This window comes from Arthrobacter sp. ISL-69 (assembly GCF_018613775.1).
In the GTDB taxonomy this organism is placed as follows: Bacteria; Actinomycetota; Actinomycetes; order Actinomycetales; family Micrococcaceae; genus Arthrobacter.
The window spans coordinates 56,382-79,660 of sequence record NZ_JAGGPO010000008.1 but is presented as its reverse complement, the minus strand read 5'-3'; the positions used below and the strand labels follow the sequence as shown (position 1 = coordinate 79,660).

Below are 23,279 nucleotides of genomic sequence, written 5' to 3'. Positions count from 1 at the left end.
ACCGTTAACGAGATAGTCCCCGACCGACCGCCAAGACCATGGGACTGCCCGCGGTTTTGTTGACTCCTTGACCTAGCGAGCTGCTGCTCGTGGAAGGATGTTGACCATGCCCACGGCTTATGGGGCGGAGTTCCGCCAGGATGTTATTGATGTTGCCCGCAAGGGCGAAGCGCCGCTGGCGCAGATTGCAAAGGATTTTGGGCTATCGGTCACCACGCTGAAGCGCTGGATCGCCATCGCCGAGCGTAAGGAGACCGGAGCCGGCCCGGCAGCGGCGGAATCGGCCGAGATGCGCGAGCTAAAGAAGCGGAACCGCTTGCTGGAGCAAGAGAATGAGATTCTCCGCCGGGCTGCTGCCTACCTGGCAAGGGACATCAACCCAAAATGACCTACCCGCTGGTCACGGATCTTGCCGCCGACGGTGTCCCCGTGGCGGTGACCTGCAGGGTGTTGAAGTTCAGCAAGCAAGGCTATTACCGGTGGAAAGCCAGCCCCGTGACGGAACGGGACTGGGCGGACGCGCACCTAATCAACGCCGCCCTGGACATCCACGACGACGATCCCGCCTTCGGATACCGTTTCATCGCCGACGAGCTCCCCGGGAAGGGCATCACGGCCGGCGAGAACAGGGTCCAACGCCTGTGCAGGGACCACGGCATCTGGTCGGTGTTTTCGAAGAAACGCGGCCTGACCCGCAAGCCGGGACCACCGGTCCACGACGACCTGGTGGAACGGGACTTCACCGCCTCGGCACCGAACGAACTGTGGCTGACAGACATCACCGAACACCCCACCGGTGAAGGAAAGCTCTACCTCTGCGCGGTGAAGGACGTCTACTCCGGGAGGATCGTCGGATACTCGATGGACTCGCGGATGAAGTCCTCACTGGCCGTGGCCGCACTGGAGAACGCGGTGCGGTGACGCCGCCCGGAACGGACCGTGGTGCACTCGGATCGTGGTTCCCAGTTCCGGTCCCGCCGGTTCGTTGAAACGCTCCGGCACCACGGACTGACAGGGTCGATGGGCAGAGTCGGCGCATGCGCGGACAACGCCGCGATGGAATCGTTCTTCTCACTGCTGCAAAAGAACGTCCTGGACCGTCACCGGTGGACCACCAGGCAAGAACTCCGGCTGTCGATCACGACCTGGATCGAGCGGACCTACCACCGCCGGCGACGGCAAAGACGGCTGGGAAAACTCACGCCCATCGAATATGAAACAATCAACTGCACCGAGCTCACAGCGGCCTAAGACCCCGAGTCAACAAAAGCCGGGGCAGTCCCGGGTGCTGCACGAGTTCGGCGGGCTGGGAACGGTACAGCGCGAAGAGCACCAGCGCCAGGATGACGACGGCGACGCTTGCCGCGCACACGAGGGCAATCTGGGCGCTCACCTTACGGGCGGCGGTCCGCAGGATCAGCCGGTCTGCATCGGAAGGATTCACGATGGGTCTCCCAACTGGTATCCGGCGCCGTGCACGGTTCGGATGATGTCGCGGCCCGCCTTCCGACGGAGGTAGTGCACGTAGGTGTCGACGGCGCCCGGCTGGTCCGCTGCCGAGAACACCTTGTCGAGGAGCTCCGTCCGGGAGAAAACTCGCTCCGGTTCGGCGGCCAGCACCTCAAGCAGCGACCCCTCCCTGGGGGACAGCGATACGCGGTCACCGTAGGGGGAAAGCAGGAGCCGGGCGGCGGCGTCGTACGTCCAGTCCCCGAGCGGCATGGTCCGCAGCGGCGGAAGGAACGTGCGGGTCAGTGCGCGCAGCCGGGCGGCGAGCTCAGCGGCGTCGAACGGCTTCACCAGGTAGTCATTGGCGCCGGCATCCAGGCCGTCCACCTTGGCCTGTACGGTACCGAGGGCGGTGAGGATCAGCACCGGCGCGGTGACGCCCTTGTCGCGCAGTGCCGTGACCAGTGCCGCCCCGTCGAGCAGCGGGAGCCCGCGGTCCACCACCAGGGCATCCCACTCCCGGGTGAGCCCGAGGTGCAGCCCCTGCTGGCCGTCACGGGCCAGGGTCACCTCGAAGTCGTCCCCGATGAGTTCGGCGATGAGGGGTCCGAGCTGCCGGTCATCCTCCACCAGCAGCACGCGCTTCTTCCGGTTCGCGTCCATGACTGCCATTCTGACCCAATCCGACCAGAGCGGCGCTGTACCCAGGCGCTGTTCTCAAAGGTGCGGTCAGGGGGCCGTTGGTCAGGAGGCCGGGGCCGGAACCGGCCCCAGCCTGGCCAGGAAGGGCAGGCGTGCCAGCACCGCCAGCCCGTATTTGTTCCACAGGCCCGAGATGAAGGAGGCTCCGGTCAAAGAAGTCAGGAACGACGCCGCAACGTCGGTGGGGTAGTGGACGCCAAGGTAAATGCGGGACAGGGCAACCGTAACGGCCACCGCCGCCCCCAAGACCAGGACGGGCCACTGCCAGCGGGTGCCCCGCGCCAGCAGGAACAGGGCGATGACGAGGGCCACAGCCAGGGCAGTATGCCCGCTAGGGAAGCTGTCGGTGCCAGGTTCCGGGGTGAGGGGGTCAAAGAGCGCGGTGGAGTCTGGCCGGTGCCGGGCGACAACCAGCTTGAACACCTCGCTGCTGACCCACGATCCGGCGGCCACCAGCCCGGTGGCGATGGCGTTCACCGGGCTCCGGCGGACCAACAGCAGGAACAGGCAAATCGCGGCGATCATTACCACGCCAGCCGCAGGACTGAACACCACGTCGACCAAGAGGGCGATCACGGTCAGCGGCGGCGTGTGGTCACGACTCAGCGCGGCATCGACGGAGAAGTCGGCGGCCGTTAAGGCGGGTACGGACCGCATGGTCAGCCCCGCGGCCACAATCAGGACGGCAAACACCAGCGGCAGCGCGATCCAGTGCCGCAGCTGCGGCAGCCTCGCCAACCGCGTGCGCTCCGACGCGATCCCACTTGCCATATCCGCCCCACCCACTTGGCCATCCCCCTTCTATTGCCGCGGCAGCGCTCATGCCTGCCTCATCCAAGTGTGGGAGGCGGGTGCCAAGAAATCTCTAAGAACCTGTTCACGCACCACACAGAGATTTGACGCCTATAGGAGCATCGTCGTCGCTTAGAGTTCGACCTGCTACCCATTGCCAGGCAAGGAACCCGAAGTTAAGATTTAGTCCTGGTGCGAGGAGGTGAGTGATGCTCAATGAGACGGACCTCCTGCAGGCCCTGCGGCGACACTGGGAGTTCGCAAGCATGGACCAGGACATCACCCATGAGATCTACCACGACGACGCTGTGCTTGAGTTCCCTCAGTCTGGCGAACGGTTCGAAGGCGTGGAGAACTTCCGCGAGTGGCGACGGCAGTACCCGGCGGACCTCAAGTTCCACACTCGGCGAATCACCCATCGTGCCGACCTGGTCGTTGTCGAGAACCTGATCAGCTACGACGGCGCGCCTTGGATGTTTAGCGTCAGCCTGATGGAATTCAGGGACGACCGGGTTGAACACGAACGCATCTACATCATGGATGGCTGGGACGCTGCGGAGTGGCGCACCCCATGGCGCGCCGAGCGTTCTGCAGACCCGGCCCCGCCACCCCCCTAGCTTGACAGTTACACCGATACCGGAGCCCACACCGCCGACGAGGCCGACGGCGTCCCTGACCCTCGTTCTCCTCGAACGGGTTGCGTCCTATTGAAGCCGACTCTGCAAGACGGCCCTCTTTTGACGGGTGGTCCTGGTTCAAAGCGTCATGCAAGTCCTGAATTAAAACAGCCAAGTCCTATTTGACGCCTATAGGAGCATCGGTGTAGACAAACAGGGCCAGGGATGGCCGGAGTCCTGCGACGGACAACACTGGACCCAACAGCCGGCCGCGCCAGCGGACGCCCAAACGGGGTGCGAGCCCTGCGAGCATGCCCTCCGACAGGGTGCGGGACTGTTGGTCTGGCCGGCCGCGCGGCCGAGCGTCTGGCTAGTGTTGGTGCATGAGTGATGCCGATCCCTCGACGGCGTCGCCGCCCCCTCAAACCTTCTTGGAAGAGTCATATGACAGCACCAGTCTTCAGAATCAGCCAGTTCTGGATGATGTCTCCTCGATGCTTGCTAAATCCAAGTTTCTCGTAGAACGCTGTGGTAGCCACGGGAAAGCGCCGAGTTTCATGTGTTGCTCCACTCTGCAGAATGATGAAAACACGACAGTGCGGACTGGACAGGAGTCATCGTTGTGGACTTCTCTTGTCGGTGCTTATCGACCGCCGTCGGGTGTCTCGCTACTTTGCCCGGGCAACGCGCAACGCGGAAAACTCCCATACCCGTGCCGGGCGTTGCCCGGGAGATGAAGTGCAAAGATTGAGGAAGGGATTGTGGGCGTCTGAATGCTGCGGACCGTATTCTTTTAGGGCTGAGGTGAACACCGTGATCGAGCGAGGCCAGCGTATCGGGATCCTGATCCATGACCAGGTGACAATGATCGACGTAGCCGGGCCGGCTGATGTGTTCCATCATGCAAATGCGTTCGGAGCACGCTATGAAACCGTCCTTATCTCAACCGATGGGAAGTCAAAGCGCGCTTCCAACGGACATCACTTAACCGCCGAGATTGCGTCCGAAAACGCAGGATTCCTCGACACAGTTATCGTTCCAGGCGCCTACGGGATGGTTTCAAGACCTTTCGAGCAAGAACTCGTCGACGCCGTTTCGCAGTTGACGAACGGGGCGCGACGGATCGCCTCGGTGTGCACCGGAGCCTTCCTGTTAGCGCAATGCGGCTTGCTGAACTACCGCAACGCCACAACCCACTGGACCCAAGTTGAGCGGTTTACCAGGTCGTTCCCACTGGTCCGCGTCGTCCCGGACGCGTTGTTCGTGCAGGACGGCTCGATCATCACATCTGCCGGCGTCAGCTCCGGTGTGGACCTGGCCCTGACCATGGTTGAAGAAGACTACGGACCCGATGTCGCTCGCGCCGTCGTCCGTCAAATGGTGATCTTCACCCACCGACCTGGAAACCAATCCCAACTCTCGGTCGCTGCCCGCAGCAGCGTCCCGCCCGACCGCCCCCTCCGAAAGCTCCTGGATCGCATTACGGCCGACCCGGGCGCAGATTACTCACTGACAGCTATGGGCGCGATGACAAATCTCAGTGCCAGCAGCCTGGCGAGGCTATTTCAGGAGAGCACGAAGACCACGCCCGGCCGGTACGTCGAAATGATCCGGATCGAGGCTGCGCAAACGATGCTCCAGAAGGGCAGTACGGTCGCCGCAGCCGCAGCCGCGAGCGGATTTGGAAGTGCGGAAACACTACGACGATCCTTCATCCAGAAGATCGGAATGAGCCCGTCCGTATACCTTGAACACCTCCAGTTGCGGTCACCAGACTTTCCGGACGCCTGACCGCGCCGCATCGGCAAGATAACGCAATTTGTGGGCTGGATGGTGATTTCTGCGGGTTCCCCGATCCCGATTCTCGTCGATGCTTGATGTACCCGGTGATCACCGGGAAGCACCCAGCAAGAGGAGAAGGTAATGCCCTTCGTAAATGTCAAGCTCGTCGACGGCGTCTTCACGGAAGATGAAAAGCACCGGATGGCGGCGGCCCTAACTGACGTGATGGTGAAGTTTGAAGGATCTGAAGCTTTCCGCGAGGTGGTCTGGGTCCTCATTGAGGAACTGCACACAGACGGTTGGCACATTGGCGGTCTTCCCTTCCGGGGTCCAGCAAGCCTGATGGACGGACTTGCCCGCTCCAAGAGCGCTTACGAGTCCATCGACGGCCACCCCGTTACTCGACCGGAACTTGCGGAGAAGGCGCCGGTCGTCCAGAAGTGATAGGTCCGGCGCCGACAGACGACTCCACGTTGGTCCGCAACCGGATGGCCATACGGACTGCCCCTGTTCAACCCTTTGATCTTTCGGAGAACCACATGACAACAGCACTTATCGTCGGACACCCCGACCTCCGCGGTTCACGCATCAACGCAGCCCTCGTCGAAGAGGCGGCATCAATAGAGAACATCGACATCCGTGTCCTGTCCGACTTCTACGCTGAGACAAACATCGACATCCAGGCCGAACAGAATGCTCTCGAAAAGGCTGACCACATTGTGCTGCAATACCCAACGTTCTGGTACTCGACGCCGGCAATTCTCAAACACTGGCTCGACGGCGTTCTTGCCCGGGGCTGGGCCTACGGGACCGGCACCCCGGGCGCCCTGGCCGGCAAGACGCTCCGCATCGTCACGAGCACGGGCGGTGCCTCCGATGGCTACGGTCCCCGAGGTCTCCATGGCTGGGAATACGAAGCAATTCTCGTTCCCCTAAAGGCGACCGCCCGGCGCCTTGGGATGCGATGGCTCGAACCCCTTGTCATCCACGGCGTGCGAGAGGTCGACGAATTTGGCCTACTGCAGCTTCGTCGGCAGTTTCGGGACCTCATCACGGAATCCCTCGCCGACCCTGTGCCGTTGGAGAACACGGACCCCGTGCCGCCCGAGAGCCCTGTAAGACAAGAATCTGTCCTCCGCTGATTCACGGCAAGACTTCGGGACCAGCGCCGGGGCGCGGCAGGTTCAGCCCCAAGAATCGCTGGGCCGACAGCCTCGGCGAGTCACTTGTCCAATTCCCCGCATGGACGACAATGATGGCTGGGCGGTGTTCGGACTAGCCAGGACGCGCCCGCCGGCACGCACTCTATATTCCAATCAGGGCATTAAGGCGGACTTTGGTCTTGCTTCTTCGCCGTGCTTCGAAGACTGCAACGAGCCAGTAGCCCAAGGTCCACTAAAAAACCGCAGTCATGGGGATGCGGCGGCAGACGACGACGGGACGTTTCGGAGCCAGCCGAACACCGCCGCATCCCACCCTCCGAATCGGAATTCCACTCCTGCGTGTGCTCCGCGGAAGCGAAGGTGTCCACTGGTATCTCCCAACGCAGGCACGTCATGCCGGCACGCACAAGTCCCGACGTGAACGAGTCAGAACAGATATATCGGAATCAGACGCCAGCCTAGGTCGGGGCCACAAATAATCAGCAAGTCATGTTGTATCCGGACCTAGCCGCCATGAACTCGTGAAGACTAAAAACTACCCGGAAGGACCAGCAGGGATGAACTCCCAGACGAAGCCCGTTCAGGCAGGACCCGGCACGCCGGACTGAGCCCGCTCCCCCACACAACCGAATACGGGCCTCCGGGAACCCACACACCCTCGGAGAACCAGGTCAGAGGCGAGAGTGTGGACACTGTCCACACGAAAAAGCACCAATTTCAGGGAAAAACGCCTCTGACCTGCGAAAACACCTGTGCCCAAGGTGGGACTCGAACCGGACTCCAGCCCTTACAAACACTGGGAACTCTTGAAAGCATAGGCAGTCCGGCCCAGTCCGACCGATGTACGACCCGATCCGAAGCCAAAAGTGTGGACACTGTCCACACCTCAACTTCGTGGCTGACGGAGCCCCCAGTCAGAACGCAGGTCCCGAAGAGATCCGGCTGTGTTTGTCCGGACAGCTATCTACTGCAACATGTCCGCCATGCTTCACATGCGGCTAAGCCCTCGGGCAGCCGGGGCCCCGAACTGTCGAGGATTTCCCCGGCTGCATTCTTCGGCCTGACCCTTCTAAGTATTTGTTTACTCCGGTGGGACCGACCGGTGATGTCCCCACCGCTGCAGCACGAACAGGGCCGCAAGGGCCATCAATCCGCCTATTGGCGTCGCCCAGGAGAAGATGGTGCCGGCAGATGGCCAGGCAACGTCCAGCAGCATCGATCCGGCTAACTGCCCGGCGACCAGGCCCATCGAAAAGAGCAGGGCACCAACGGTGCGAACGATCACTGCGCCGAGCAGCACCACCACGGGACCGATGAGCCCGGCCGCCGGGTACCACCACTTCACCTCGGCCAGACCGACGAGCACGCCCGTTCCGTGGCCTGCGAACTGCATCGCTGCCGTGACCGCCAGTAGCGCGGCGATACCGAAGACATAAGTGGCCAGCCCCGCAGGCTCGGGACGGCCGGTGGCGGCCGTGACCGAGCCGTTCAGCGCCATTTGCCCCGACATAAGCAATCCGGCCGTGAAGACCACGGCAAAGATCAGTCCAGTGGCAACCCATGCGGTCGCTAGCCGGGGCAGCGAGGCGGCAACCACCCCGGCCAGCGCCAGAATTACTGCGGCCAAACCAAGAGGAGTGAGCCGGAGTCGCCGGCCCGGCGACCAGCCGAAGTGGTCGATCGACGCGCTGGACACTATTTGGCCGAAGATGAAGAAGAGCGAGAAAAGCGCCACGCCGATGACTTTCACTGTGGCCGCTTGGGCGAGCACCGCCAAGATACCCATAGGGCCACTCAGGATTATCCACCAGCCAATCTGGCCACTGCGCAACTGACCCGGGAACCGGCGAACTGCAGCCCGCGCCCGGGGGTGCACAAGGCTGAAGGAGGCCGTGGTGGCGAATCCGAGGGAGAACACCACCAGCGCCGCGGCGTACCCGTCGCCCAGGTCGGCGGCCAAGAAGGAGTTAATCCGGGCTTGAGCAGCCAGCATTGTTCCGATCACCAAGCTCATAGAGATCAGCGCCGCACGTCCAAGCATCGGAGCCTTCCCGTTACTAAGCTACGAGCGGACGTCTACGAGGGTGCGTCGCAGCGTGCGCGACAAATCTGCGACATCCGATACCCAAGATGACAGCCCGGCGGCGCTATCGGCTGCAAGAATCGCCTCCGCGCACGCCGCGGCCTGGTCAGCGAGCGGGGACTGCCCGTCCGCTTCTCCCACTCCACACATACCCAGGAACTTTTGAACCAGGATCTCTTTGGGGAACCGGGTCGAATCGGACCAGGGATCGCCGAGCGCGTTGTCGGCCGTTGCCGCAAACCGGCTTCCACGGGCGAAGACTTCCACTCCCCCGGGGATGCCGCGCCATTGGCCGCCCCCCATCCACTTTGCGATGTTTGAGGAACTGGGCTCAGGTTTGACGGTTACTTTCCCGCGGAAGGCGACCATGTGGGGAGCAGTCATCGCTTCCCGCTCATACCAGCCCGGGCCCGCAGGAATGCCGTATGCCATGGCAGCGATCGCATGGGCATGGCTGAATTCGGCCGTCAGCGGGTCCGCCGGCTGCTGGGCGCGGAAGATCTCCGACAAGGCAAGCGGATTGGCCCGCACGACGACGCCCTCAATCTCCTCCGGCTTCAGACCGTGCTCTTCGATCAGACGTGAGAATGCGGTGAGAGGATGATGTATCCAACGGCAGCATGGCCAAAGCTTGTAGGTGGTATTGAGTATCTGCCAGTCAGAGCCCAGGCCGCTGATCAGGAGATCATCCACGTGGGTCGGTGACCCATAAAATCGCCAGAAGGCGTTGTCGCCATCAAGGATGTCCAGGAACCCCGTGCTGCCCAGTTTGCTGAGCAACGTTGCGGAGACGCCGATATCGGCGCACCAGCCAGCATCGGCGTACTTGTACATAGGTTGGATCCGGGCTTCCGCCCATTTGCGGATCGTGGGTTGGGGCGAGTTCGCCCCCGCCAGCCCGAAGGCATGATTGGTCTGCACAGAATCGAGTCGTGCTGCGCTGGCCGCTGCCCCGGCTGCAGCCCACGTCACCGTGGCCGGCGGTCCGCCAAGCTCATTCCAGCCCACAACTTCACCGTCCTTGACCTGGAACGGGGCGCCCATCCAGCTACCGATTCTGGCGCCGACATCGAACCCCACGGCAATTGCGGTCAAAAGATCTCTATCGCTGCCGTCGAATTGTTCAGTTAGGGCGAGGGCCGAAAACACAGTCGCATTGCCGAAGTGCGTTGAAGTCGGAAACGTGTCATCCGCGTCCAGCACATTGGCCAGGCGCGCGTTGGCATACGCAGCATTGGTTGCAGACGTTTTGATACCCAGGCCCAGAACCGTCGCGTTGGGACCACCGCCGAGTGACTCAACATGCTGAAGCGCGATCCTTCCACTGGGCGTGTTGACTGCGCCCAGCGCACAGCCGATAGTGTCGAGGAGCAGACGCCTGCATTCTTCCACCACCACTGTCGGTAGATCCTCGTAACGGGTATTGGCAACGAACTCGGCCAGTTGCCGGGTCAGGTTCCCCTGAGTCTCAGGCATGTCTTGTCCCTTCCATCGAAGTCTTTTTGGAGCATTCGTACCGCCGCGACCCCACTGCACGGGGGTTGCAGGGCTAACGCAGGGAAGCTGCCTTGGCGTCGTCGAGCTCGTCCTCCAGAGTCTTGTCCCCATCCGTGGAGATCACGGCCATTTGGCGGGCGTTCGGCAGGCCGAACACCGCCACGGCGATGCCAATGACTGCGAAAATCGTGACGTAGTAGGCGACGGCCATGGACGAGAACGATGACGTTAGCCATGTCGCGACGTACGGGGCACTGCCGCCGAAGACCGCGAAGGCCAACTGGTAAGGCAGGGCACTGGCGGTTGCGCGGACATCAACGGGAAAGAGCTCGACGACGGCGAAACCTGCCACCAGGTTCATCGGGTACATGATGATGATCCATCCGGTGATAGCCACGGTTGCACCAACGGGGCCCTGACCGATCAGCAGGAATGCAGGAATAGCCCAAATCACCAGGGCTGCCGCGTTAAAACCCGCGAAGGTCTTGCGGGAGACCCGGTCGGACCAGCGGCAAATTCCGTGAACAGCGGGGATGCCAAGAAGGAAGCCGACCGCCATGATGCCCAGAGCCGAGGACATATCGTAGCCCTCGAATTTAACCAACAGGGTCACCATGAAGCCGATGAGGATGTATCCGCACAGCGACACGAGCGCGACCCACCCAAATAGGACAAGCATTTCCTTCTTGACGGTGCGAAAGGCCTGGACAAGCGGAACGTGCCGCTTGTCGGACTTTGACACCTCGGCGGCTGCCGCCTTGAAGACATCGGATTCCTGCAGCTTCAGCCGCAGGTAGAGGCCGAGGAGGCCCAACGGGGCCGCGATCAGGAACGGCACACGCCAACCCCATGCAGTCATTTGTTCCACTGTGGTCATAGACTCCATCAGCAGCGAGAGCAAGATGCCGCTGACCACGCCGCCCATAACCGCGACGACCAGCCAGGATCCGTTTCGGCCGCGCTGGTTGGCAGCAGACTGCTCGAGGACCAGCACGTAGGAGTTGCTCTGCTCACCACCTGCTGAGAATGCCTGGGTCAGGCGGCAAAGAAGCAGCAGGACCGGGGCTGCTACGCCGACCTGGGCGAAAGTCGGCAGTATGCCGATCAAAGTGGTGGCCAGACTCATGAGGATGACAGCCAGGATGAGGGCGCGGCGGCGGCCAACGCGGTCGGCGACGTGACCAAACACGATTGCCCCGACCGGGCGCATGACGAAGGCACCGCCGTATACGGCAAACGTGGCCAGGAGGGCAGCGACCGGGCTGATGGTCGGGAAGAACAGCTGTGAGATCATGACCGCGAAAAAGCCGTAGAGGCTGAAATCGAAAAATTCTATAAAGTTGCCGATGGCTCCAGCACGGGTGACTTCCGTGCGCTTGCGCCGCAGTTCCCGGTCCTGCAATGAGATCGTCGTGCTCAACGTGCCTCCAAAATGAGGGGCTCCGAGTGCCGGTAGACAGGAGAAACCTGGTGGCACCTTTGCCGGGCGATGAATCAGTCAGGTGGGCTCAGGAAAAGCGAGCAACACCCATTCGACTCATTGGTAGAACCATTACGCTAAGGCCAGCATCATGTGATGTCAAGCACAAAAGGTTTCGCGCCCCGTCGGCCTCCGGCTGGGTGCGCCGCGAGCAGCCAACCTCCCGCTTATGCCGCCCTCCTGCAGCGAAAGAACTTCTACTATCGGTCTTACCAATTGACCAATGAGCCAAATCCGCCTACTCTTGAACCAAAATTTGAACCCTGCGACGGAGGGACGGATTCGTCAGACGCAGCGGAAGCCGGACCGGCCCGATACGCCGCGCGGACGGCAGCTGCCCCTAACCGGCTCCGCTCCTCCACCAACCCACACGAGAGGAACAGACGACGATGTCGACGCTCGCCCCGAAGAAACCTGCCCAAAAGAACAAATGGCTGACGTTCTCAGCGACGGCCGTGGGTGCGATTTCAGCCCTCGGAATTCTGGTTCTCCTGGCCCGCTGGCTCATGGATGAGCCGGCGATCCAGGGGTTCGTGGCCGAGTATCCGGGGAACGGCACCCTCCCGCGAGACACTCCCAAGGGCCTGCCGGCGTGGCTCAACTGGCAGCACTTTTTCAATGCCTTTTTCATCGTTCTGATCATTCGGACCGGCTGGCAGGTGCGGACCACGACAAGACCCTCCGGCCAGTGGACCCGAAGTAATTCAGGCCTCCTAAGGACCAAGCGCCCCCCGAAGAAGATCAGCCTGGATCTGTGGCTACACCTGACCCTCGACACCCTATGGGTGCTCAACGGCGCAATCTACATCGTGCTGCTCTTCGCTACCGGCCACTGGATGCGGATTCTGCCCACATCCCTGGACGTCTTTCCGAACGCCCTGTCCGCACTTTTGCAGTACGCCGCACTTGACTGGCCGCTCGAAAATGGCTGGATCCATTACAACGCCCTCCAGCTGCTCAGCTACTTCGCAACAGTCTTCATCGCAGCCCCGCTTGCCATCATTTCGGGGCTGCGGATGTCCGGAGCCTGGCCGCAATCCGCCGCGCGAATCAACAAGGTGTACCCGATCGAGCTGGCCCGCAGGATCCACGTTCCCGTCATGGCCTACTTCGTGCTGTTCTCGGTTGTTCACGTCACCCTTGTCCTCGTGACCGGCGCCCTGCGAAACCTAAATCACATGTTCGCTGCCCGGGACGACGACGGCTGGCTTGGCTTCGGGCTCTTCGCCCTTGCACTCCTCGCGATTATCGGCAGCTGGTTTCTGGCGCGTCCGCTCTTCCTTCGTCCGATCGCCTCGCTGATGGGCAAAGTCAGCCGCTAAATCCGCGTCAGAAGTTGGCTCAATGTCATTGACATCACGGCCACTAATTGCTCAAATAGCATAAAGGTCTTACCAATAGAAACATCGAAGTAGTCCGCTTGATATCGGGCAAAGATGCCCGGTACCGATCGATCCGCTTCCGCAACACCGGCAACTTGACGAGCCGGTCCCCCTTCCAACACGACCCGAGGGAAAACACTATGGCAACCACCCATTCTCCGGCAGTTTCCGAGAATGCCCGCATGCGCAAAGTACGCAGAGCCGGCGCAATCGGAAACTTCATTGAGTACTTTGACAACGCGCTCTATGCCTACTTTGCCGTGACGATCGCCAAGCTGTTCTTCCCCACTGTGGACCCGGTTGCCGGACTCCTTTCCACGTTCGCGGTGTTCGGCCTCGCATTCCTCATCCGCCCGGTCGGTGGCATTGTCTTCGGGCACATCGGCGACCGTTTCGGGCGCAAACGCCAACTAATCCTCGCCCTCCTGCTGATGAGCATCGCCACCACCATCCTGGGCCTGCTTCCCACCTATGACACGGTGGGAATCCTCGCCCCGATCCTCCTGATCGCTTGCCGCCTGCTTCAGGGCTTCTCCGTCGGAGGCGAATCCACCGGCGCTTTTGTCCTTGTGGTGGAGCATTCCAAAGCCCAAAACCGCGGGCACAACACGGCTCCCCTGATCGTGGCCTCAATTGCCGGCGCCGCCTGCGCAGCGCTCACGGCAATGATCACCACCTCGATGCTTTCACCAGAAGCCTTGATCAACTGGGGCTGGCGTCTGCCATTCTTCATCGCTGTGCCGCTCGGAATTGTCGGACTCTACCTTCGCCTGCACATTGACGAGTCGGATGCATTCAAGGACGCCGCAAAGGAATCCGCAGTGATCAATGCTGGTGCTGGCCACCGGCACTCGCCTTTGGTGCAGGCCTTCCGCACCGTACCGAAGGAACTGTTCATCCTGTTTTGCTGGGTAGCCCTCCAGGCGGTGGCCGGATACCTGACAGTCGGCTACATGGTCTCCCACCTAGTCCAGTTTGAAGGCTTCCAGATGTCAACGGCGCTGGGGATCCTGGTCGTCGGCATGGTCATCGCCATGATTGCCTGCACCTTGCTGGGACGGCTTATGGACAAGATGACACGCAAGAACTTCGCCACTCTCATGTCGACGGGCCTCGCGATTTGGGTACTCCCGGCCTTCATTCTCATGTCCTGGGGTGCAGTGCCGGCTGCAATCGGCCTCGGAGTCTTTGCATCCTTGATGTACTCAACGATGATTGTCTCCGGCGTTGCTATCGTTGAACTTTTCCCGGTGGATGTACGTGCCAGCGCCAGCGGCTTCGCCTACTCGGTGGCATTCTCCGTCTTCGGCGGAACGGTGCCGTTCATTGCGACCTGGATGTCCGCCAGCTTCGGTGCAACGGCGCCGGCCTACTACGTGATGGTTTTTGCCGTCGTCGGAATCTTCGTTGCCCGGTTCGGTCTTCCCAATGCCCGTGAAATGGATGTCATCGCGGATCCGATCAAGTTAGGAAGTCCAGCAACGGAACTCCCTGTCCGCGCACAGCAATAGAATAATCCTTAGGCAAGAGGCCAACTGGGTCCGACTGCCTTTCCAGACCAGAACCCCATAGAATTCAAGGAATCCGTACGCACATCGATGATGTTGCGTGCGGATTCCTTCGAACGACAGGCACAGGCGTGACCGCTCCATCCCCCGGCGAATCAGTTATCACGAAGGTAGCGCGCATTTTGGCCTCCTTCGACCGCCAGCAGCGCTCCCTGCCGTTGACCGTGCTGGCTGACCGGGCAGGGCTCCCGGTGCCCACCACGTACCGCCTCGTGTCGGAACTTGTTCGGCACGGGCTACTGGAGCGCGATGAGTCCAAGCAAATACGTATCGGCCTGCGCCTTTGGGAGCTCTCCACGCGCGGCAGTGACGCCCTCTCGCTTCGGGATACCGCCCTTCCCTATATGGAGGATCTCTTCGAGAGCCTGGGCAGGCTGACAACCCTCTCGGTGCTCGAGGGCCGCACCATCCTCTACCTGGAGCGGCTCACACCGGAAGGCTTGGACCTCAACCGTGCACTGGTAGCCCAGCGGCACCCGATTCACGCCGCCTCCTCCGGGCTGGTTCTTCTTGCTTTTGCGCCGGCTGCATTCCAGGAGCAGTTTCTTTCCAAGCCGCTCGCCCGATACACGCCGGACACCGTCACAGACCCGCAAACGATTCGCAAGATGCTGGCCGATATCCGGCAGAAAAGAGCCTGCATTGCGCCCGGCATCGGCACACCAGGATGGACCGGGATGGCGGTTCCCGTCTTTGGCACCGGCAACCGGGTGGTGGCCGCCCTCAGCGTTGTCTATGCCCTCGGGACCGAGCGCGCGGCCGAGGCTATCCCTGCCATGCAAGCCGCTTCCTTTGGCATCTCAATGGCCCTGGGCGCCCAACCCCCGCGGCGGAACTGAGGCGCTTACTCCGGCCGTTTTCACTCAGTGAAAGTTTGCCTGGTGTTGGGAGTCACACATGGCACGGTGGAACTACCAAACCGCTATCACTGAAAGGACAAGGATGTCCGCCAACGCCGAACTAGCAAACCCTGCTGCCGAGGTCCCGGGAGCATCATCTATTCCGGGCACCGAGCTCCCGTACTCCCATGAAATCGCCTGGCCCGAAGGCCTGGCGCCGTGGACTGTTATCGATGAGACGGGCACGCAGGGAGAGCCCTACGCCCACTTCAAGTGGATGCGCGAGCACCACCCTGTACTCCGGGTCCATCATCCTGATGAGGACGTTTATTTCATCGCGCGGTATCAGGATGTCCGTAAGGGCATGCGCACTCCCAAGATCTTCCTAAGCCAGGTCAACGACGTTCCGCCGTTCGCATTCCCCACCCTGCTGGACGGGCAAGCCCACATCAAGCTGCGAAAGGTCATCGCTTCTGCCTTCATTCCGAAGGCGATCGCCCTGGTTACTGACCGCGTCCGCGAAGTGGCTGAAGAACGCGTCAGCGCACTCGTGAACGCAGGCAGTGCAGAGGTGGTCAGGGACGTATCGCGCCCCCTTACCATGGCCACTATCAGTGGGATTCTCGGGGTTCCTGTCGAGGACCTGAATAAGGTTCACCTGCTCTCAGACTCCATGTTCGTCTACTTCGCCCGCCTGTCCCGCATGGCGCCCGGCACCGATGATGACGAAAAGTACACCATGGAGTTCTTCGAGTACCTCCGGCAGACCCTCCATCGTCTCTACGATGAAAAGAGTGAGACTGTAGCCGGGCATATTGCCCGTTCATGGAAGGACGAGGGGCTCCTGACGGAGCAGGAGGCCATCGAGCTGTGCGCCTTCGTCTTCGTGGCGGGGTTCGAGACCACCGAACGGCTGATCGCCGGCGGGTTCCGCGAACTGCGGGCAAACCCTGCCCTGCTGCGCCGCCTCCGGGAAAATCCCGCGGAGGATAGTGCAAAGTTCATCGAGGAACTGGTCCGCTTTCGGGGGCCGGTGCACAAGGCCCCCCGCCGGACAAAGGAGGACTTCGAATTCTCCGGTGTGACCATTCCGAAGGGTTCCATCGTCCGTCTGCTGCTGGCGTCGGCAAACCGCGATGAGGCCCAATGGGACCACGCCGATGAGTTCGACATCGACCGCGAGACCGATGGCCACTTCGGCTTTGGACATGGTGTGCATGCCTGTCTCGGTGCACCGCTTGCCCGGCTGGAGAGCACAATCCTCTTCCAAGTACTTGCCGAACAGGTGGAGAAGGTGGACTTCGATCCGGAGAAGGATCTGACCCTCCTCAAAGGCAATAGCCTCACCAACGGCGTGGACAGCCTCCGCGTCACCATCACGGCGCGACAGGGCGGATAAGCCCACAGCAACAAACCGAAGGCCGGCAGGAGCTCCTGCCGGCCTCCGGCGTTTAGGGCCCATTATGCACGCAGAAAGGGTGCCGATCCTCCTGCGAGGATCGGCACCCTTCCTGCAAATTGCAGTGAACGAAACGATTAGAGCTGCAAGGCGATGAACTTCGTCTCCAGGAACTCCTCGATGCCTTCCTTGGCTCCTTCGCGGCCCAACCCGGACTTCTTAACTCCTCCGAAGGGCGCCGCAGCGTAAGCGACGGTGCCGCGGTTCAGGCCTACGTTGCCGGATTCCAGGTCCTCAGCCACCCGGACGGCGCGCCGGAGGTCTTCGGTAAACAGGTAAGAGACCAATCCGTAGTCCGTGTCGTTGGCACGGCGGACCACTTCTTCCTCTGACTCGAACGGAATCAGGGCGGCCACCGGGCCGAATATCTCGTCGCGGTTCAGGGCAGCGGTCTCGGGAACGTCGCGCAGGATAGTTGGCGGGTAGAAGTAGCCGGCCCCCGGCAGCGGTGAACCGCCGAGCACAAGCTTCGCGCCGACGTCGACCGCGTCCTTCACCATCGCCCCTACGGCAGCCAGCTGCCTGGCATTGATCAGCGGTCCCAGGTTCACGCCGGCGTCGGTGCCCCGTCCCTGAACGAAAGCGGACATCCGCTCGACGAGCATCTCCTGGAAGCGGTCGACGATCGAGGAGTGGACAAAAATCCGGTTTGCGGACGTGCAGGTCTGGCCTGCATTCCACATCTTGTTCATGACGAGGCTGTCAATGGCAATGGTCAGGTCCGCGTCCTCGAAGACGATGAACGGTGCGTTGCCGCCCAGCTCCATGGACGTGCTCAGAACCTGCTCGGCTGCCTGTTCCAGAAGCTTCACGCCCACCGGGGTTGACCCGGTGAAGGAGAGTTTCCGGGCAAGTCCGGAGCGGATCAACGGTTCCATCACGCCGTTGGAATCGCTGGTGGTCACCACATTGACCACACCGTCCGGGACTCCTGCATCCTTGAGGACTTCCGCGAATGCCAGCAGCGTCAACGGAGTCTCCTTCGCAGGCTTGACCACGGAGGTGCAGCCTGCCGCGATGGCTGGTGCGAGCTTGCGCGCAGCCTGCGAGAGCGGAAAGTTCCAGGGGGTGATGAGAATAGCGGTGCCGATGGGCTGGCGGGTAACGATCATCCGCCCACCGCTGACCGGGTTTACCTGGTAGTTTCCTTCCGTGCGGACCGCTTCTTCAGCAAAGTGCTGGATAAAATCGCCGGCGCTGGCGATCTCTGCCCTGGCTTCGGCCAGCGGTTTACCGGCCTCCATGGACATAATGGCAGCGATTTGCTCGGTCCGCTCCTGCAACAGCTCCAGCGCGCGGATCAGCATTTTGGACCGCGAACGTGGTGTAGTGCGGGCGAAACTGGGCTGGGCGGCCACGGCGGCTTCGAGTGCGCGCCGCCCATCCGCCGGCGAGGCGTCTGCCACAGCGCAGAGCACCTCGCCTGTGGCGGGATCGAAAACGTCCAGGGTCCGATTGTCCTCGGCGGGAACCCACTGACCACCTATGAAGAGATCCTTTTGCACCAGCGCGAGCGCCGCATCTTCAAGGATCAGGGCAGAAACAGTCATGTCTTTCAACCTTCCGTTTGATGAACCTGGTTAGACCAGGCCGTGGAGTCCCTTGACGGTGAACGCGTAATCCACCTGCAGGTCCTGCCCGCTCACATAGGACGCCAGATCGGAGTTGAGGAAGACGAGTGCCTTGGCCTGGTCCTCCGAGGTGGCTTGGGCGCCGATCAGCGAGATATGCGATCCCTTAAGGCCGGCGGCGTTGAGGGTAAAGTCGTCACTCATTGGCGTGGCTGTAGATGCCGGGGAAACGGCGTTCAAACGAATTCCCTGGCTGGACAGCTGGTATGCCCGGTGCTTCATCCACACGATCAGCGCTTCCTTGGAAACCATGTACGGCACATTCACGCCGGGGAAGTCCGCAAAGAGTTCGTCGCGGTTCTCCTTGAACCACTGCTGGGCTTCTTCGAAGCCCGCGGTGGTCACAAAAGGCAGGAGCTTTTCGGCCCGCTGCTGCCAGCGCATGCCGCCCGTGGAGGCAATGACGGCGACCGCTCCGCCTTGGGGAAGACGCGGGATCAGTCCTTCGATGAGGTGCCGTCCGCCGATGAAGTTGATGGTGAGCACGTCCAGCTCAGAGAAGTTCCGGCCGGAGTAGATCTCGCCGGCTATGCCTGCGCAGCTGAAGACGGCGTCCACCTTGGCCGGCAGGGCGGCCAGTGCTTCATCTATGGAGATCCGGTCACCAAGGTTGATTTTGACGAAAGTGCCTACCGGCTCTTTGGGTTCGTTAATATCCAGGGCATAGACGGTGGCGCCCTGACCGGCCAGGAGCTCGGCGGTAGCCTTACCCATGCCTGAGGCAGCGCCCGTGACGACGACGATTTTTCCGGTGTAGTTGAGCAGATCAGTCATTGTTATACCTTTTCCGTTTCGTAGCTGGCATCCCTGTTCCGGTATGCCTGTTTGGTTCCCGTATCCCGGCGTTCCCGGAAGAAATTGAATTCGTCCTTTTCGAAGGACAGTCCTGTACCCAGCGTGTGTCCCACCACGCCGCGGATGAATTGCTGTGAGGCGCCCAGTGAGTCCAGCGCCATCTGGTGCATGGCCTTGCCCAGGACCAGGGCGTCTTTAGGGTTGCGGGCCACCCTTTCCGCCCACTTCTCCGCCGTGGCCTCCAGCTCGTCCTCAGGGACCGAGATGTTGGCCAGGCCCATCCGTTCGGCATCCTTGCCGTCGAACTGGGACCCGAACAGCAGCAGTTCCCGGACCTTCTTCGGTCCGTACGTGAGGATCTGCATGTTCAGGTGCCAGGTGTTTCCGGCAAAGCCGAGCCGCTGTTCGGCGTGGCTGAACCGGGCGTTGTCGGCGCACACCACCATGTCAACGAGCTCGGTCAGGTACATGCCGAAACCGACGGCGGCTCCCTGGACCTGTGCGATGACCGGTTTGTGTGAGTACTGGAAGGCCATGTATTCCTCTGCAAGGCGCCGGTCGATCTGCAACCTGGCCCGCTGGCTCATCTTGAACTGCTTCCCGTCAGGGCCCTTTCGGTCCAGTCCGTACACCCTGACCACGTCATCAAAGTCGTGCCCAGCGCAGAAGGACTTGCCGTTGCCTTTAAGGATGATGACTTTGATGTCGTCGTCGTCTTCGAGTTCGTGAAGTTTGGCGGTCAGAAACTGCGCATCGTCGAATGTCATGGCGTTGCTCTTGTCCGGGCGGTTGAAGATCAGCCGGCCAATGGGGCCGCTGCGTTCAACGAGTACCGGATCCTCCGTTGTCGTCATGGTGCCTCCGAGATAGTTAGTGCGAGTGAATGTGTGATCGCGTGCGGGTCAATGGCGTCGGGTCCGGCCGGAAGAACGGATTGCAGGGTCCGCGGACCCTGCAGCTCCACCTGCCGCTGCGGGCTGGCCCAGGGCCGGCCGGGAACGCGGATGTCATGACCGTCTGCTGTCCGCAGGACGTCGAAGAAGTCGCGGTGATCGCGCAACTGCACGTCCTCCATGACTTCGGTTACGGAGCGGACCGGGGCAACCGGGACCGCGAACTCCTGGGCGAGGGCCAGCAGCTCATCCCGGGTGTGTTCCAACAGCCACGGTTCGATGAGGGCGTCCACCTCGTCCGGGTACTCCATGGCAATCCCGTAGAGGTCCTGGTACCGCTCATCCTTGGCCCAGGACGGGTCGCCCATCATGGCCAGAAGGCTCGCCCATTCGCGGTCGCTGCGGCAGATCATGGCAACGTAGCCGTCGCGGCAGGCGAAGAACCCGAATGGGTACCGGCCCCCGGAACCTGGTGCGCGCCGGCCATCCCGCTGCAGAGGAATACCGTAATAGGAGGCCACTGCACCGTAGATTCGGACGTAGGACGCGAGGACTTCGGAACCCGCAATTTCCGCAAGGCGCCCCTGCCCGCTTCGTGCGGCCGAAAGGAGGGCGGTTGTTCCGGCTGCTGCGCCGTGCAGGCCCAGCTGCAGCGAGCCAATGCCATACGGGAGCGCCAGCGGCTCGCGCTGCGGGTCCCCCACCATCTCCATCAGCCCGCTCAGTGCCTGCATGGTCAGTTCCCCTGCAGGACCGCCTGTTTCCCAGCCCACTGCTGAGAGGCGGACGTAGCTCAGGCGCGGATTGAGGCTGCGGAGCGAGTCCCAATCAAGGCCACGGCGCACCAGCTCGTCCTGGGGAAGGTCTGTGACTACGAGGTCCGCGAACGGCACGAGCTCCTCAATCACCACGTTGTCCTGGGCCGTTTCCAAGGCAACAACGTCCTTGTGGGCATCCAGGAATATCTGCGCGGCATTAGTCAGGCGGGCCCGGCGCCGGCTGTCCTCGAGGGTCACCACATCCCCGCCGGCATCGGCGATGAGCTTGCCGGCGAAGGCCGCAGCCCGGGTGGTCCCGAGTTCAATGGTCAACGTGCCCTGCAACATGGTGTTGGTCATCGCAGCACTCCCTTTGCTTCGAAATCGGCCAGGCTCGCGGCGTCCACGAATCTGGAAAGGATGGTCGGGTTATCGCCGCCAAGCAGCGGCGCGGCGCCAAGGACACGGGGCAGCTGCCCGTCCAGGTGCCATGGGACGCTGGTCACTTTGACGTCGCCGATCATCGCGTGCGGGTGTTGTACCGTCTGGGTGAAGCCCCGTGCCGCGAAGCCCCGGTCCTTGGCCACGCCCGTGGGAGTCAGGACGGGGGTGGCTTCGATTCCGCGGACCCGGAGCCGCTCAAGGAGAGTTTCCCTGGCAGGCCGCCGTCCTGCAGGCAAATTCTTGAGCTCGAGCAGCTCGCCCTCGGCCAGCGTGCCGGACTGCGCGTCCACCGCGGCAATCCACTCGTCCGGACGCTCGGTGGGAATCAGAGTCCAGGGCGTGCCGTCGGGATCTGCGTTCCCCCGCGGGAGCGGCGCAGCGCCGTTAAGCTCCGCCTCTACGAACGCTTCGCCGGCCAGAGTTGAAGCCGCCTCAATCTGCGACAGGTCCACATGAGTACCATGGCCCGTCTGTTCCCGGCCCTTGAGCGCTGCGGCAACGAGGAAGACACCCGTAAAGCTGCAGTTGAGATCGGCCAGCGCAAGCGCAGAACATCCCATGACCTGCCCATCGTCGTATCCGATCAGGCCCTCAACTCCGGCCAGGGCGGACATGACCGGGGCGTAGGAGCGCTGGGTGCGCAGGGGCCCGGTCTGGCCGTAACCGCTGGCGGACAGGATAACCAGGCGCGGGAACTTCTCCCGGAGGCTTTCCACAGTCAGGCCAAGACGGTCCAGCCAGCCCGGGACGAAGTTCTCGATGAAGACGTCCGCATCGCCCAGAAGCTTCAGGAAAAGCGCCTGGCCCTCGTCAGTTTTGAGGTTCAGGGTCACACTCTTCTTGCTGGCGCTGGACTCGTGCAGCAACTGGAACGACTCATGCGCGGGAAAGCCCTCGGGATCGGTAGGCCGCGGCAGCCTGGCCCGGTTCACGTCCGGCTTCGCACGTGACTCAACCTTGACTACTTCGGCACCAAGCTCGGCGAGCACGCGTCCGATCAGCGGAGCGGAAACGGCGGTGGTAACCTCCACAACCTTGACACCGCGGAGCCACTCAATTTCCGCCAGCGCCGGCCTGGCCGGCTCGCTAGACATTGGCGTCAGCCTCAGCGTTGAGCGCCTGCGGCGCCCATTCGGCGAGGACCTCTTCGGATTCGAGCACCTTCCCGCTCAGTTGGTCCGGTTTGGCAGAACAGAGGACGACGGCGGCGCGCGCCATCACGTCCGGGCTCTCGGCGTTGGGGTCATCTGCCTTCAGGACCCCGTGGAACACCGGTCCGGGCGTGGCCACGAGTCCCGTGGGCCGCAGTGCGTTGACCGTGACACCGTCTTTGAAACCTTCGGCTGCGAAACCCGAGGTGAGCCGCTCCAGGGCCGCTTTGATCACGCCGTAGATGGTGGTGGTGCCCTTGGCGCTGAAACGGGTTGGCGGGATGCCCGGATGACGTGATTCTCCGGACGTGATGTTCAGAATCCAGCCCTCGCCGCGTTCGCGCATGCCGGGAAAGACCAACTGGCTCAGGTGCAGTGGGGCCTGGACCTGGATGTCGAACATGAGCTGTGACCGGCTGAGTTTCAGTTCGGCTGCAGGCTGGAAGAAGGTGACGGCGGCATTGTTGACCAGGATGTCGATCCGGCCGAAATGCTCAATGCCTTCACGTACGATCCGTTGACGGTCCTCGTCGCTGGTCAGGTCCGCGACGATGCTCAATGCCTGCCCGCCCGCAGCCTCAACGGTGGCAGCAGTTTCCTCAAGTGTGCCTGGAAGCTTGCCCGGCTCCTCATTGCTGGAGCGCGCCGTCAGGATCACTGAGGCGCCCTGTTTCGCGAATTCCTCCGCGATGGCGGCGCCAATGCCACGGCTTGCCCCCGTTATCAAAGCAACTCTTCCGTCTAGAACGCCCATGTTCTGTTCTCCTCTGTCTGTACACGTGTGTTGGTTAAGG

At 62.0% G+C, this 23,279-nt stretch carries 20 protein-coding genes and 1 pseudogene; 9 read left to right on the top strand and 12 right to left on the bottom strand.

Annotated elements, in window-relative coordinates:
- The first annotated feature begins 106 nt into the window (after positions 1-106).
- Positions 107-1,251: pseudogene (locus J7I79_RS04970) on the top strand (IS3 family transposase).
- On the opposite strand, the gene J7I79_RS04965 reads toward J7I79_RS04970, so the two are convergent.
- The 3 genes from J7I79_RS04965 to J7I79_RS04955 all read right to left on the bottom strand — a co-directional run bounded on the left by J7I79_RS04965 (position 1,238) and on the right by J7I79_RS04955 (position 2,922).
- Positions 1,238-1,444, bottom strand: a complete 207-nt coding sequence (locus tag J7I79_RS04965) for a hypothetical protein (protein WP_214951002.1) — start codon at positions 1,442-1,444, stop codon at positions 1,238-1,240. The pseudogene J7I79_RS04970 and the gene J7I79_RS04965 sit on opposite strands and share 14 nt — an antisense overlap.
- Entirely contained in the window at positions 1,441-2,112 is a 672-nt protein-coding gene (locus J7I79_RS04960; RefSeq protein WP_214951000.1) for a response regulator transcription factor, read from the bottom strand. Before J7I79_RS04960 ends, J7I79_RS04965 begins: the two co-directional genes overlap by 4 nt.
- 81 nt (positions 2,113-2,193) lie before the next feature.
- Positions 2,194-2,922 carry a phosphatase PAP2 family protein gene (locus J7I79_RS04955; protein WP_251042397.1) on the bottom strand — a complete coding sequence of 243 codons (729 nt, stop codon included), beginning with the start codon at positions 2,920-2,922 and terminating at the stop codon, positions 2,194-2,196.
- A gap of 230 nt (positions 2,923-3,152) precedes the next feature.
- On the opposite strand from J7I79_RS04955, the gene J7I79_RS04950 reads away from it, so the two are divergent.
- The 4 genes from J7I79_RS04950 (at position 3,153) to J7I79_RS04935 (ending at position 6,484) form a co-directional block, all read left to right on the top strand.
- Positions 3,153-3,560, top strand: coding sequence for a nuclear transport factor 2 family protein (locus J7I79_RS04950; protein ID WP_214950998.1), 408 nt, complete (start codon positions 3,153-3,155; stop codon positions 3,558-3,560).
- Positions 3,561-4,364: 804 nt separating this feature from the next.
- Positions 4,365-5,351 (top strand): GlxA family transcriptional regulator, encoded by a 987-nt coding sequence (locus J7I79_RS04945; protein ID WP_214950996.1) that lies wholly within the window; start codon positions 4,365-4,367, stop codon positions 5,349-5,351.
- A gap of 132 nt (positions 5,352-5,483) precedes the next feature.
- Positions 5,484-5,786 carry a tautomerase family protein gene (locus J7I79_RS04940; RefSeq protein ID WP_214950994.1) on the top strand — a complete coding sequence of 101 codons (303 nt, stop codon included), beginning with the start codon at positions 5,484-5,486 and terminating at the stop codon, positions 5,784-5,786.
- Between the two features lie 95 nt (positions 5,787-5,881).
- Positions 5,882-6,484 carry an NAD(P)H-dependent oxidoreductase gene (locus tag J7I79_RS04935; protein WP_214950992.1) on the top strand — a complete coding sequence of 201 codons (603 nt, stop codon included), beginning with the start codon at positions 5,882-5,884 and terminating at the stop codon, positions 6,482-6,484.
- Positions 6,485-7,586: 1,102 nt separating this feature from the next.
- Here J7I79_RS04935 and J7I79_RS04930 read toward each other — a convergent pair.
- From J7I79_RS04930 to J7I79_RS04920, 3 genes are all read right to left on the bottom strand, one after another.
- Entirely contained in the window at positions 7,587-8,519 is a 933-nt protein-coding gene (locus tag J7I79_RS04930; RefSeq protein WP_214950990.1) for a DMT family transporter, read from the bottom strand.
- Positions 8,520-8,567: 48 nt separating this feature from the next.
- Positions 8,568-10,064 (bottom strand): MmgE/PrpD family protein, encoded by a 1,497-nt coding sequence (locus J7I79_RS04925; RefSeq protein ID WP_214950988.1) that lies wholly within the window; start codon positions 10,062-10,064, stop codon positions 8,568-8,570.
- A gap of 73 nt (positions 10,065-10,137) precedes the next feature.
- Complete coding sequence (locus J7I79_RS04920) at positions 10,138-11,505, bottom strand: MFS transporter (RefSeq protein ID WP_214950987.1); 1,368 nt, start codon at positions 11,503-11,505, stop codon at positions 10,138-10,140.
- A 449-nt stretch (positions 11,506-11,954) separates the two neighbouring features.
- On the opposite strand from J7I79_RS04920, the gene J7I79_RS04915 reads away from it, so the two are divergent.
- The 4 genes from J7I79_RS04915 to J7I79_RS04900 all read left to right on the top strand — a co-directional run bounded on the left by J7I79_RS04915 (position 11,955) and on the right by J7I79_RS04900 (position 16,753).
- Entirely contained in the window at positions 11,955-12,887 is a 933-nt protein-coding gene (locus J7I79_RS04915; RefSeq protein WP_214950985.1) for a cytochrome b/b6 domain-containing protein, read from the top strand.
- Positions 12,888-13,129: 242 nt separating this feature from the next.
- Positions 13,130-14,458, top strand: coding sequence for an MFS transporter (locus J7I79_RS04910; protein ID WP_214950983.1), 1,329 nt, complete (start codon positions 13,130-13,132; stop codon positions 14,456-14,458).
- A 128-nt stretch (positions 14,459-14,586) separates the two neighbouring features.
- A complete protein-coding gene (locus J7I79_RS24730; protein ID WP_214950981.1) occupies positions 14,587-15,354 on the top strand; it encodes an IclR family transcriptional regulator in 768 nt (255 codons plus the stop codon).
- A gap of 103 nt (positions 15,355-15,457) precedes the next feature.
- Positions 15,458-16,753, top strand: coding sequence for a cytochrome P450 (locus J7I79_RS04900; RefSeq protein ID WP_214950979.1), 1,296 nt, complete (start codon positions 15,458-15,460; stop codon positions 16,751-16,753).
- A gap of 137 nt (positions 16,754-16,890) precedes the next feature.
- On the opposite strand, the gene J7I79_RS04895 is transcribed toward J7I79_RS04900, so the two are convergent.
- From J7I79_RS04895 to J7I79_RS04870, 6 genes are read right to left on the bottom strand one after another with little or no spacing between them, the layout of a single operon-like run.
- Positions 16,891-18,363: an NAD-dependent succinate-semialdehyde dehydrogenase gene (locus tag J7I79_RS04895; protein ID WP_214950977.1), complete on the bottom strand. Its 1,473-nt coding sequence runs from the start codon at positions 18,361-18,363 to the stop codon at positions 16,891-16,893.
- Positions 18,364-18,393: 30 nt separating this feature from the next.
- Complete coding sequence (locus J7I79_RS04890) at positions 18,394-19,218, bottom strand: SDR family oxidoreductase (RefSeq protein ID WP_214950975.1); 825 nt, start codon at positions 19,216-19,218, stop codon at positions 18,394-18,396.
- A 2-nt stretch (positions 19,219-19,220) separates the two neighbouring features.
- Entirely contained in the window at positions 19,221-20,093 is an 873-nt protein-coding gene (locus tag J7I79_RS04885) for an enoyl-CoA hydratase/isomerase family protein (protein ID WP_214950972.1), read from the bottom strand.
- Positions 20,090-21,250, bottom strand: a complete 1,161-nt coding sequence (locus J7I79_RS04880) for a CoA transferase (protein ID WP_214950970.1) — start codon at positions 21,248-21,250, stop codon at positions 20,090-20,092. Before J7I79_RS04880 ends, J7I79_RS04885 begins: the two co-directional genes overlap by 4 nt.
- The gene (locus J7I79_RS04875) at positions 21,247-22,428 is read right to left on the bottom strand and encodes a CaiB/BaiF CoA-transferase family protein (RefSeq protein ID WP_214950968.1); all 1,182 of its coding nucleotides are present in this window, start codon (positions 22,426-22,428) and stop codon (positions 21,247-21,249) included. Before J7I79_RS04875 ends, J7I79_RS04880 begins: the two co-directional genes overlap by 4 nt.
- Positions 22,421-23,239 (bottom strand): SDR family NAD(P)-dependent oxidoreductase, encoded by an 819-nt coding sequence (locus tag J7I79_RS04870; RefSeq protein WP_214950966.1) that lies wholly within the window; start codon positions 23,237-23,239, stop codon positions 22,421-22,423. Before J7I79_RS04870 ends, J7I79_RS04875 begins: the two co-directional genes overlap by 8 nt.
- Positions 23,240-23,279 lie beyond the last annotated feature (40 nt).

Excerpts from the sequence above, each read along its gene's own strand:
- J7I79_RS04960 (WP_214951000.1), bottom strand. The coding sequence starts at position 2,112 with ATGGACGCGAACCGGAAGAAGCGCGTGCTGCTGGTGGAGGATGACCGG.
- J7I79_RS04955 (WP_251042397.1), bottom strand. The coding sequence starts at position 2,922 with ATGGCAAGTGGGATCGCGTCGGAGCGCACGCGGTTGGCGAGGCTGCCG.
- J7I79_RS04950 (WP_214950998.1), top strand. The coding sequence starts at position 3,153 with ATGCTCAATGAGACGGACCTCCTGCAGGCCCTGCGGCGACACTGGGAG.
- J7I79_RS04940 (WP_214950994.1), top strand. The coding sequence starts at position 5,484 with ATGCCCTTCGTAAATGTCAAGCTCGTCGACGGCGTCTTCACGGAAGAT.
- J7I79_RS04935 (WP_214950992.1), top strand. The coding sequence starts at position 5,882 with ATGACAACAGCACTTATCGTCGGACACCCCGACCTCCGCGGTTCACGC.
- J7I79_RS04930 (WP_214950990.1), bottom strand. The coding sequence starts at position 8,519 with ATGAGCTTGGTGATCGGAACAATGCTGGCTGCTCAAGCCCGGATTAAC.
- J7I79_RS04925 (WP_214950988.1), bottom strand. The coding sequence starts at position 10,064 with ATGCCTGAGACTCAGGGGAACCTGACCCGGCAACTGGCCGAGTTCGTT.
- J7I79_RS04915 (WP_214950985.1), top strand. The coding sequence starts at position 11,955 with ATGTCGACGCTCGCCCCGAAGAAACCTGCCCAAAAGAACAAATGGCTG.
- J7I79_RS04910 (WP_214950983.1), top strand. The coding sequence starts at position 13,130 with ATGCGCAAAGTACGCAGAGCCGGCGCAATCGGAAACTTCATTGAGTAC.
- J7I79_RS04900 (WP_214950979.1), top strand. The coding sequence starts at position 15,458 with ATGTCCGCCAACGCCGAACTAGCAAACCCTGCTGCCGAGGTCCCGGGA.
- J7I79_RS04895 (WP_214950977.1), bottom strand. The coding sequence starts at position 18,363 with ATGACTGTTTCTGCCCTGATCCTTGAAGATGCGGCGCTCGCGCTGGTG.
- J7I79_RS04890 (WP_214950975.1), bottom strand. The coding sequence starts at position 19,218 with ATGACTGATCTGCTCAACTACACCGGAAAAATCGTCGTCGTCACGGGC.
- J7I79_RS04885 (WP_214950972.1), bottom strand. The coding sequence starts at position 20,093 with ATGACGACAACGGAGGATCCGGTACTCGTTGAACGCAGCGGCCCCATT.
- J7I79_RS04880 (WP_214950970.1), bottom strand. The coding sequence starts at position 21,250 with ATGACCAACACCATGTTGCAGGGCACGTTGACCATTGAACTCGGGACC.
- J7I79_RS04875 (WP_214950968.1), bottom strand. The coding sequence starts at position 22,428 with ATGTCTAGCGAGCCGGCCAGGCCGGCGCTGGCGGAAATTGAGTGGCTC.
- J7I79_RS04870 (WP_214950966.1), bottom strand. The coding sequence starts at position 23,239 with ATGGGCGTTCTAGACGGAAGAGTTGCTTTGATAACGGGGGCAAGCCGT.